This window comes from Pauljensenia sp. 20925_1_34, assembly GCF_041432775.1.
Classification (GTDB): Bacteria; Actinomycetota; Actinomycetes; order Actinomycetales; family Actinomycetaceae; genus Pauljensenia.
Genome location: NZ_JAPWAG010000065.1, coordinates 1 through 818, shown reverse-complemented (window position 1 = coordinate 818; position 818 = coordinate 1). Strand labels below are relative to the sequence as shown.

The window sequence follows — 818 nt, the reverse complement described above, 5'->3', positions numbered from 1 at the left end:
GTTTTCGCTGTTCCTGGTTGTTGTTCGGGGTCTGGGGTCTGATTGCAGAGCATGGTGAGGCTCACCTGACGGCAGCCGGTCAGTGGGCATGAGTGGCCTTCCAGAGGATTGCTCGGCTAATGGAGATCCAAAGCGTCAAAACGTACTGCCCTGCGTCAAAAGGTTTGGAGATTTAGGCGGACCTGATGGGTCTGTCTTCGGCTGTTGAGACATGGAGCACTTCTTAGCTGAGAAACCCGACTTGGCCTCGTCAGTTTCGGTCTGGCTGAGCTCGACGTAGATGAGATTCCGGGTGGCGACGTATATTGTGGTGAGCTGACACAGAGCGTGGGACCCGATCGAAGCCGATGGCGGAAAGCTCGCCGAAGATCTCATCCAAACTACCGCCCGTGACCTCCTCACCCACACGATGCACCAAGTTGACGCAGCAGGCCACCGGATCGTCAGACACATTCACAGCGTGTCCGTCGTCGACGAACCAACAGAAAGCGCATCGGGCGAGGAGGTCGTGGCGCGCATGGCCCAGCTTCCCCCTGTGGCCAGAAGCTCTGCCACTGGATGCTGACGGTTGCCAAGGCCATTTTTTGTAAAAGATTAGAAGAGTTCATGTGCGAATGCAGGCGGTGTCAATGGGTGGTAGCAATGAGTTCGTTGAATGCTTCTGTGGGGGTGCGGTAGCCGAGGGTGGCTCTGGGGCAGTTGTTGAGTTCGTAGGCGATGGCGTCGAGGTAGGGTTGGTGGCTGGTGATGGGGGTTCCTTTGGGCAGGTAGCGGCGGATGAGCCGGTTGGTGTTTTCGTTGGTTCCTCTCTCCCAGGG

1 protein-coding gene is annotated in these 818 nt (G+C 57.5%); it reads right to left on the bottom strand.

Translation table 11 applies throughout. The features are described 5' to 3' along the window. Positions 1-626: 626 nt before the first annotated feature. Positions 627-818, bottom strand: a 192-nt coding sequence (locus O3669_RS10870) for a transposase (protein ID WP_371524869.1), incomplete at its 5' end; no start/stop codon positions are given.